This is a genomic window from Stenotrophomonas sp. (assembly GCF_032061965.1).
In the GTDB taxonomy this organism is placed as follows: Bacteria; Pseudomonadota; Gammaproteobacteria; order Xanthomonadales; family Xanthomonadaceae; genus Stenotrophomonas.
On the sequence record NZ_DAMBEF010000001.1, the window covers coordinates 260583 to 268660 of the forward strand.

Annotated in this window: 11 protein-coding genes; 7 read left to right on the top strand and 4 right to left on the bottom strand. The window is 63.5% G+C overall.

The features are described from left to right. Window positions 1–17: 17 nt before the first annotated feature. The 4 genes from RT460_RS01015 to RT460_RS01030 form a co-directional block, all read right to left on the bottom strand. Window positions 18–260, bottom strand: a complete 243-nt coding sequence (locus RT460_RS01015; RefSeq protein WP_313316614.1) for a SlyX family protein — start codon at window positions 258–260, stop codon at window positions 18–20. Continuing rightward, window positions 250–1602, bottom strand: a complete 1353-nt coding sequence (locus tag RT460_RS01020) for a UDP-glucose/GDP-mannose dehydrogenase family protein (RefSeq protein ID WP_313316615.1) — start codon at window positions 1600–1602, stop codon at window positions 250–252. The genes RT460_RS01015 and RT460_RS01020 overlap by 11 nt, the downstream gene beginning before the upstream one ends. A 27-nt stretch (window positions 1603–1629) precedes the next feature. After that, window positions 1630–2589, bottom strand: coding sequence for an FKBP-type peptidyl-prolyl cis-trans isomerase (locus RT460_RS01025; protein WP_313316616.1), 960 nt, complete (start codon window positions 2587–2589; stop codon window positions 1630–1632). An 85-nt stretch (window positions 2590–2674) separates the two neighbouring features. Then, on the bottom strand, window positions 2675–3208 hold the full coding sequence (locus tag RT460_RS01030) for a glutathione peroxidase (RefSeq protein ID WP_313316669.1): 534 nt from the start codon (window positions 3206–3208) through the stop codon (window positions 2675–2677). Window positions 3209–3365: 157 nt separating this feature from the next. Between RT460_RS01030 and RT460_RS01035 the strand changes: the two genes are divergently transcribed. Genes RT460_RS01035 through RT460_RS01065 form a run of 7 tightly spaced genes read left to right on the top strand, consistent with a single transcriptional unit; the run spans window position 3366 to window position 7807 of the window. Then, on the top strand, window positions 3366–3611 hold the full coding sequence (locus tag RT460_RS01035; protein ID WP_313316617.1) for a hypothetical protein: 246 nt from the start codon (window positions 3366–3368) through the stop codon (window positions 3609–3611). Window positions 3612–3614: 3 nt separating this feature from the next. Further along, window positions 3615–3977, top strand: coding sequence for a GntR family transcriptional regulator (locus RT460_RS01040; RefSeq protein ID WP_313316618.1), 363 nt, complete (start codon window positions 3615–3617; stop codon window positions 3975–3977). Continuing rightward, window positions 3974–4846: an ABC transporter ATP-binding protein gene (locus RT460_RS01045; protein WP_313316619.1), complete on the top strand. Its 873-nt coding sequence runs from the start codon at window positions 3974–3976 to the stop codon at window positions 4844–4846. The genes RT460_RS01040 and RT460_RS01045 overlap by 4 nt, the downstream gene beginning before the upstream one ends. Then, a complete protein-coding gene (locus tag RT460_RS01050) occupies window positions 4843–5856 on the top strand; it encodes a hypothetical protein (protein WP_313316620.1) in 1014 nt (337 codons plus the stop codon). The genes RT460_RS01045 and RT460_RS01050 overlap by 4 nt, the downstream gene beginning before the upstream one ends. Window positions 5857–5884: 28 nt before the next feature. Then, complete coding sequence (locus RT460_RS01055) at window positions 5885–6712, top strand: DUF4097 family beta strand repeat-containing protein (protein ID WP_313316622.1); 828 nt, start codon at window positions 5885–5887, stop codon at window positions 6710–6712. A 29-nt stretch (window positions 6713–6741) separates the two neighbouring features. After that, complete coding sequence (locus RT460_RS01060; protein ID WP_313316623.1) at window positions 6742–7320, top strand: DUF2884 family protein; 579 nt, start codon at window positions 6742–6744, stop codon at window positions 7318–7320. A 58-nt stretch (window positions 7321–7378) separates the two neighbouring features. Next, on the top strand, window positions 7379–7807 hold the full coding sequence (locus RT460_RS01065) for a hypothetical protein (RefSeq protein ID WP_313316625.1): 429 nt from the start codon (window positions 7379–7381) through the stop codon (window positions 7805–7807). Window positions 7808–8078 lie beyond the last annotated feature (271 nt).

An 8078-nucleotide genomic window follows, 5' to 3' on the forward strand; every position in this document is an offset into this window, starting at 1 on the left:
GGTCAATGCTGCTTGTATCAGTAGTGCGGGGGCGGCGGTTCGCTGGCGGAATCGGCATTCAAGGCCGACCGCACCTTGCCGAGGTCTTCCAACAGGACGCGCAGCACATCGGTATTGCGGGCGCCTTCGATACGCGCGTCAGCCAGCGCATCGCTGAGCTCGGCCAATGCCTGCTCCTGGAACGAAACACGCATTTCCAGTTCGATCAGGCGGTCTTCCAGCGCCTTCTCGCGGGCGCTGGGAATCAAATCATGCTGCATGGACTGAACGCCCCCGGCCAATGCCGTAGTAAGCCAGGCCCGCCGCTTCAATCTCGGCCGGGTCATAAAGATTGCGGCCGTCGAACACCACCGCATCGCCCAATGCTTCGCGCATGCGCTGGAAGTCCGGGCTGCGGAACTGCTTCCATTCGGTGATGACCACCAAGGCATCCGCATCCTGCAAGGCATCGAACGCGGACGTGCAGAACGTCAGATCCTCGCGCTCGCCGAACACACGACGCGCTTCCTCCATGGCCTCCGGGTCATAGACGCGCACCTTGGCACCGCCTTCCCAAAGCTGTGCAAGCACACGCCGGCTTGGCGCCTCGCGCATGTCATCGGTGTTCGGCTTGAACGCCAGGCCCCAGATGGCGAAGGTCTTGCCGCGTACACCCTCGTCCTCGCCGCGGTCGTAGTGGCGCTGGATCAGCTCGAACAAATGCCCCTTCTGGGCTGCGTTGACCGACTCCACCGCCTCCAGCAATTGCGGCTGATGGCCGTGCTGGGCGGCGGTACGGGCCAATGCCTGCACGTCCTTCGGGAAGCAGGAGCCGCCGTAGCCGGCACCGGGATAGATGAAGTGCCAGCCAATACGCGGATCGGAGCCGATGCCCTGGCGTACCTGTTCAATATCAGCGCCAACACGCTCGGCGATATTGGCGATCTCGTTCATGAAACTGATCTTGGTCGCCAACATGGCGTTGGCCGCGTACTTGGTCAGCTCCGCCGATCGCACATCCATCTCGACCATCCGGTCGCGATTACGATTGAACGGGGCATACAGGCGGCGCAGGGTCGCCACCGCCGAGGCGCTGCGCGCGCCCACGACAATGCGGTCCGGGCGCATGCAATCAGCCACGGCATCGCCTTCCTTGAGGAACTCAGGGTTGGAGACAACGTCGAATTCGATGTGCTGGTCACGGCCGGCCAGCGCTTCGCTGATGGCCGCCTGCACCTTGTCGGCGGTGCCGACGGGCACCGTCGATTTGTTCACCACCACCGCCGGCCGCTGCAGATGGCGGCCGATGGTGCGGGCAACGGCCAGCACGTACTGCAGGTCCGCGCTGCCGTCTTCATCGGGCGGCGTGCCCACGGCGATGAAGATCACCTCGCCGTGTTCGATCGCCTTGGCCGCATCCGTGGTGAAGACCAGCCGCCCTGCGGCGTGGTTGGCCTTCACCATGGGCTCCAGCCCCGGCTCGTAGATCGGAATGATGCCTTGCTCCAGGCCGTCCACCTTGGCCTGGTCGATATCGACACAGACCACGTCGTGACCGACTTCCGCCAGACAGGTGCCGGTAACAAGACCTACATAACCGGTACCAAAAATAGCTACGCGCATGGCAACAACCGCTCCGAGGCGAATGGATTACTTTTCGACGCCCAGCAGCTCGACGTCAAAGGTCAGCGTGGCATTCGGGCCGATCGGACCACCCGGGGTACCGTTTTCGCCGTAAGCCAGCTCGCCCGGGATCCAGAAGCGGTACTTGGCGCCAACCGGCATCAGGCCCACGCCTTCGGTCCAACCCTTGATCACCTGGTCCAGACCGAAGGTGATCGGCTCACCACGCTGGTAGCTGCTGTCGAACACGGTGCCGTCGAGCAGCTTGCCTTCGTAGTTCACACGCACGCGGCTGGTCGGTGCCGGGTGTTCGCCGCTACCGGCGCGGATCACCTGGTACTGCAGGCCCGAGGCAGTGGTCACCACGCCCGGCTGGGTCTTGTTCTTGGCCAGGAAGGCATTGCCCTCTTCGCGGTTCTTGCCCGATACCGCCGACTGCTTGGCGGTGCTGAAGGCCTGCAGCGCGGCCTTGGCCTGCTGGTGGTCCATCAGCGGGGTGCCCTTGCTGAAGATGGTGCTGATCGCCTGGAACACCGAGTCCAGATCGATTTCGTCCTTGATCGGTGCCAGCGACGGGCCAACGGCGTAGCTGCCCAGCATCAGGCCGACCTTTTCACGGTCGACGGACGGCGGCTGGCTGCCCGGCGCCATGCCCGGAACCTGCTGGCCCGAACGCGCCATCATCACGGTACGCAGCGCCTGATCGGTCTTCTGCGCATCTTCCTGCGACAGCAGCGGCTGGCCGCCAGCAAACGCATTCTCGATGGCACGGCGCAATGCAGCCACGTCCACTTCCGAGGCGATCGGCTCAAACGAGCTGGCGACGTCAACGCCGATGGCGTAACCGATTTTTTCACGATCCGAGGTCAAAACAGACTTCTCCTTGGTTGCCGCCGGAGCGGCAGGTTGTTGCGACAGCACGACCCCTGGGGTTGCCATCGCCAGAATCAGAAGCGACGCCACGGCGCCACGCTTTCCCATCTTCATTCGCTGCTTTCCTGGAAGTGAATAAACGCCACCGGCGGCGCGAGGGGCGACATTGTCGCATGCACGCCGCAGATGTCGAGGTACGTCAGTGTGCCGGGGCGGCCAATTCCCGCTCGATGGCTGCACGCAGCTCCGGGTCGTCCGGCCGCACCTTGCTGGGGAACTGTGCCACCACCCGGCCGTCGCGGGAAACCAGATACTTGTGGAAGTTCCAGCCCGGGGCGACGCCGGTGGCCCGGGTCAGGTCGCGATACAGCGGCGTGGCCTCGTCGCCCACCACGTGCACCTTCTCGAACATGGGGAATTTCACCCCATAAGTAAGCGTGCAGAACTCCTGGATCTGCGCCTCACTGCCCGGCTCCTGTCCCTTGAAGTCATTGGAAGGAAAACCCAGTACCGCGAAGCCCCGCGGCGACAGCGTCTGCTGCAGTGCTTCCAGCACTTCGTACTGCGGTGTGAACCCGCACTTGGAGGCGGTGTTGACGATCAGCAGCACCTTGCCGCCATAGGCCTGGTTCAGATTCACCTGCCCCTGTCCGGCCAAGGGACGGAAGCTGCGGTCCAGCAAGGGACCTGCCCACGCCGACCCCGCCATTCCCACACCGGCAGCCATAGCCATAAAAATCAATGCATTACGTAATTTCATGATCCCACTCCCTGCACGGATACAGGCCCTTTGGGGCATAGGCCATCAGTTGGGTGTAACAAAACTTGCAAGTCGCCGTGTCGGTGTTATAGTTGCATACAACACCAGCCACCCTACACAGGGAGCCGCGATGAACCTCAAGCATGGCAGACACGCACTGCACGCCCTGGTTACCTCCAGCGCCTTGTTGATGCTCGGTTGTTCGGCCTCACTTGGCACCGCTCACACCGATGCCCGTGATTATGCCGCCGAGCTGGCTGGTGATGAGCAGGATGCGAACGATTCACCCAAAGCGAAACAGCCGGCCCGGCGGATGCGGACCAGCCTTTCCCTTCCCTACTTTTCTTTCGCACCGTCGCTGAACCCGCGGAGCTGACTCATGACCGATATCACGTGGAGCGATGGCGCTCCCATTTACCGCCAGCTGAAGGACCGCGTCATTGCGATGATGCTGGACGGCCTGTTGAAGCCGGGCGATGCCCTGCCCTCGGTACGCCAGGTGGCGGCCGAATACCAGTTGAACCCGATCACGGTTTCGCGCGCCTACCAGGAGTTGGCCGACGAAAACCTGGTCGAGAAGCGCCGTGGCCTTGGCATGTTCATGACCGAGGAGGCCGCGCAGAAGCTGCGTGGCAACGAGCGCGAACGCTTTCTCAATGACGAATGGCCGGCCGTACTGGAGCGCATCCAGCGCCTGGGCCTGACCTTGAAAGATTTGCTGCCACCGGGGACCACTCTATGAACGCCGCCGTCGAAGCCGTCGTTTCCGCCAAGGGCCTGCGCAAGGCCTACAAGCAGAAACCTGCACTGGACAACACCAGCTTCACCATTGAACCGGGACGCATCGTCGGCCTGATCGGCCCCAACGGCGCCGGCAAGACCACCGCGCTGAAGGCCATGCTCGGCCTGACCGCGTTCGAGGGCGAACTGCGTGTCCTTGGCATGGACCCGCGCACGCAGCGCAATGCCTTGATGAACGATGTCTGTTTCATCGCCGACGTCGCCGTGCTGCCGCGCTGGCTGCGGGTCAAGGAGGCCATCGACTTCGTCGCCGGCGTGCACCCGCGTTTCGACCGGGCACGTTGCGAGCGTTTCCTCGCCAATACCAAGCTGCAGCCCAAGCAGCGGGTGCGTGAACTGTCCAAGGGCATGGTGGTGCAGCTGCATCTGGCCCTGGTGATGGCCATCGACGCCAAGGTACTGGTGCTGGACGAGCCGACCCTGGGCCTGGACATCCTCTACCGCAAGGAGTTCTACCAGCGCCTGCTGGAGGACTACTTCGACGAACAGAAGACCATCATCATCACCACCCACCAGGTGGAAGAGATCGAGCACATCCTCACCGATGTGCTGTTCATCCGCGACGGCAGGATCGTCCTGTCCACCGACATGGAAACCCTGTCCGAGCGCTATACCGAGTTGCTGGCCTCGGCCGAGACGCTGGAAGCCGCGCGCGCCCTGGGCCCGATCGACGAGCGCGCCCTGCCATTCGGCAAGACCGTGCTGCTTTTCGACGGTGTGGACCGCAACCGCATCGCCGCCCTTGGCGAAACCCGCAACCCCGGCCTGGCCGACCTGTTCGTGGCCACCATGAAGGGAACCTACGCATGAACGCCGTTCACCATATCACCCCGCTGGGCAAGTTCAAGTGGCTGCTCAAGCGCGAGTACTGGGAAAACCGTGGCGGTTTCCTGTGGGCGCCCCTGATCGCCGGCGGCGTGTCGCTGCTGCTGTCGTTGATGGCGCTCATTGCCGGGCTCTGGGCCGCCAGCAAAGCCGCCAAAAACGGTGACCTGCACATCAACGGGGTCAACGTAAATGGCCTGGATCTGCAGATGCTGACCTCGCAGATGAGCCCCGACGACCTGGCCAAATGGGGCGAAGGGATGAACTTCACCCTGCTGCTCAGTGCCGGCTGGCCGTTCATCGTGCTTGGCTTTGTCGTCTTCTTCTATTGCCTGGGCGCGTTGTACGACGACCGCCGCGACCGCAGCGTGCTGTTCTGGAAGTCGATGCCACTGTCGGATACCCAGACCGTGCTTTCCAAGCTGACCAGCGCCCTGCTGGTGGCACCGCTGCTGGCGACCCTGGCCGCGATCGTGACCATGCTCTGCTTCATGGTGATGATCAGCATCGTGGTGCTCGCCCATGGCGGCAATCCGGTCACCCTGATCTGGGGCCCGGGCAACCCCTTGAGCATGGCCGCCGGCTTCATCTGCCGCATTCCGGTCTACGCGCTGTGGGCCTTGCCTACCGCCGGCTGGCTGATGCTGTGCTCGGCCTGGGCCAAGAGCAAGCCGTTCCTGTGGGCAGTCATGTTGCCGGTGTTTGCAGGCGTCATCGTCAGCTGGTTCGGCCTGATGAAAGTGTTCGGCCTCAATGCCAGCTGGTTCTGGGGCCACGTGGTCAGCCGCTTGCTGCTGGGCACGGTACCGGGTATCGATCTGGCCTATAACGCCAATGAAATCGATGGCCAGAGGATCCAGTCGATGGCCGGCAGCTTCGCCCCGGAAGTACTGTTTGCATCGGTAACCCGGCCCGAACTGTGGATCGGCGCGGCGGTCGGAGCCGTGTTCATCGTCGCCGCCATCTGGCTGCGCCAGCGCCGTGACGAAATCTGACCCTGTCATGCATTCACGAGGAAACCTGATGAAGATTACGCCCCTCCTGCTGGCACTCAGCCTGCTGCCCGCCAGCGCCTTCGCCGAGCAACATTGCCAATTCAGCAAGCCGCAGGCGCTGGACCTGGATCTTGCCGGGGCCAAGGCCGTCGTATTCGAGGTCAACAGCCACGACCTGCGCCTGCAGGCCAGCCCCGGTGCCAAGGCCGCAGTTGCCGGCCGCGCCTGCGCTTCCACCCAGGACCTGCTGTCCCAGCTGTCGGTCACCCAGCAGAAGGTGGGCGACAAGCTGGTGGTCACGCTCAAGCGTGAGAACCAGGGCCTCAATTTCAACTTCAGCGGCAACACCTACGCCTACCTGGACCTGACCGGCAGCTTGCCGGACAACATCCTGGTCCAGCTCAAGGTCGGCTCCGGTGACGCCTCGCTCAGCGGTGCCCAGTCCATGAGCGCCGACGTCGGCTCGGGTGAAGTGGTGGCCCGCGACATCAGCGGGCTGGCGACGGCGGCGGTGGGCTCTGGCGATATCGAGCTGCACAACGTCGGTTCGGCCTATGTACTGTCGATCGGTTCGGGCGACGTAAAGATCAACGGTGTGCGGGCGGATGCCCGGGTTGGCAGCATCGGCTCCGGCGATCTTGAGCTCACTGCCGTGCAAGGCAACGTGCGTGTGGAAAGCATCGGTTCGGGTGACGTGGACGTGCGTGATGCCCGTGGCGCCGTCAACCTGGGTTCGCTGGGGTCCGGCGATTTCAGCGTGCGCGGCGCAGCCAGCCTGAAGGTCGACCACGTCGGCAGCGGCTCGGTGAACCACACCGGCGTCAGCGGCACCGTCGATCTCCCCAAGAAGCGTTGATCCCTACCCACAGCAACGGAACGCACGCCATGAAGATTCTCTCCGCCCCCCTGCTTGCGCTGGCCCTGGCCCTGCCGTTGACGGCCTGCGGCGAACGCCCGCAGACCAATGGCAATGAAGAAACCCGCCTGGGCCAACAGGTTCGTGAAGCGACCGAGGAAGCCCGCAAGAAGATGCAGGACGGCAATATCAGCATCTCCTCCGACGGCGCCAAGATCGAGATCGCCCCCAATGGCGACCTGCTGATCAATGACAGCGCGGTGGCCCTCAATGACAGCCAGCGTGCCATTGCCCTGCGCTACCGCCAGCAGATGATCGGCATCGCCCAAGCCGGTATCGAGATCGGCGTGCAAGGTGCCAACCTGGGTGCCCGCGCTGCTGGCGAGGCCATCAAGGGTGTCTTCTCCGGCAACACCGATGACATTGAAAAGCGGGTGAACGCCGAGGCCGACAAGATCAAGGCCAGCGCCAACAAGCTTTGCGACCAGCTGCCGGGCTTGATGGCCACCCAGCAGGAGCTGGCAGCGGCGGTGCCGGAGTTCAAGCCCTACGCCAAGATGGACCAGGGCGACATTGATGAGTGCCGCGACGGCAACATCCAGATCTGACCCTGCAAACGGCGGGGGCGGTAGAATGCCCGCCCCCGTCGTTGTTGCTGGTCTTGCCATGAAAAAGCTGCTGCTGTTGATCCTGGTTGCACTCGCCACCCTGGCCACCGGTTGTGACCGTGAGAAATACGCCGAGCACCGCAGCGAACGCAGCAAGCCCAAGACCGAAATTGGTGTGGACCGCGTTGCGATCCGCCGCGCGCCCTACCCCAATCTGGACATTCTTCCGGACGGCCGCCTGCGCGTTGACGACATCGTGATTCCGTTGAACGCCGAACAGCAGGCTCTGCTGCAGACCAGCTTCGTGAAGCTGCAGATCCTGCGCCAGAACACCCTGGTCGATGCCGCGCCCGGCTCGGCCGCCGAACGCACCCTGCCCTTGCAGGTTCCGGCCGGCCAATCGCCGTTCCCGGCCGACCTGGCCCAGCAGATCCCCGAGTTCAAGGAATACGACGAAGCGCTGGCCAACCTGCGCGCGTTACGCTGACCCTGTAGTGCCGACCCATGGTCAGCAAGGGCTTTACCAGCAATGCCAAGGTAGTGCCGAGCCATGCTCGGCAGAGGCGTTACCAAGAATGCCTGCGCAACGCGCGAACCGCATGCACTGCGGAGCAAGGTCTAAAAGCCAACCCCTCCCCCAACCCTTCCCTGCGCGCAAGGGAGGGAGCAGGCATCTGGCCAACCTGCCCGCGCTGCGCTGACTCTGTAGTGCCGACCCATGGTCAGCAAGGGCTTTACCAGCAATGCCAAGGTAGTGC

Bases quoted from the DNA above. Each gene is read 5' to 3' on its own strand.
- RT460_RS01060 (WP_313316623.1), top strand. From the start codon at position 6,742: ATGAAGATTCTCTCCGCCCCCCTGCTTGCGCTGGCCCTGGCCCTGCCG.
- RT460_RS01055 (WP_313316622.1), top strand. From the start codon at position 5,885: ATGAAGATTACGCCCCTCCTGCTGGCACTCAGCCTGCTGCCCGCCAGC.
- RT460_RS01050 (WP_313316620.1), top strand. From the start codon at position 4,843: ATGAACGCCGTTCACCATATCACCCCGCTGGGCAAGTTCAAGTGGCTG.
- RT460_RS01030 (WP_313316669.1), bottom strand. From the start codon at position 3,208: ATGGCTATGGCTGCCGGTGTGGGAATGGCGGGGTCGGCGTGGGCAGGT.
- RT460_RS01015 (WP_313316614.1), bottom strand. From the start codon at position 260: ATGCAGCATGATTTGATTCCCAGCGCCCGCGAGAAGGCGCTGGAAGAC.
- RT460_RS01020 (WP_313316615.1), bottom strand. From the start codon at position 1,602: ATGCGCGTAGCTATTTTTGGTACCGGTTATGTAGGTCTTGTTACCGGC.
- RT460_RS01040 (WP_313316618.1), top strand. From the start codon at position 3,615: ATGACCGATATCACGTGGAGCGATGGCGCTCCCATTTACCGCCAGCTG.
- RT460_RS01045 (WP_313316619.1), top strand. From the start codon at position 3,974: ATGAACGCCGCCGTCGAAGCCGTCGTTTCCGCCAAGGGCCTGCGCAAG.
- RT460_RS01035 (WP_313316617.1), top strand. From the start codon at position 3,366: ATGAACCTCAAGCATGGCAGACACGCACTGCACGCCCTGGTTACCTCC.
- RT460_RS01065 (WP_313316625.1), top strand. From the start codon at position 7,379: ATGAAAAAGCTGCTGCTGTTGATCCTGGTTGCACTCGCCACCCTGGCC.
- RT460_RS01025 (WP_313316616.1), bottom strand. From the start codon at position 2,589: ATGAAGATGGGAAAGCGTGGCGCCGTGGCGTCGCTTCTGATTCTGGCG.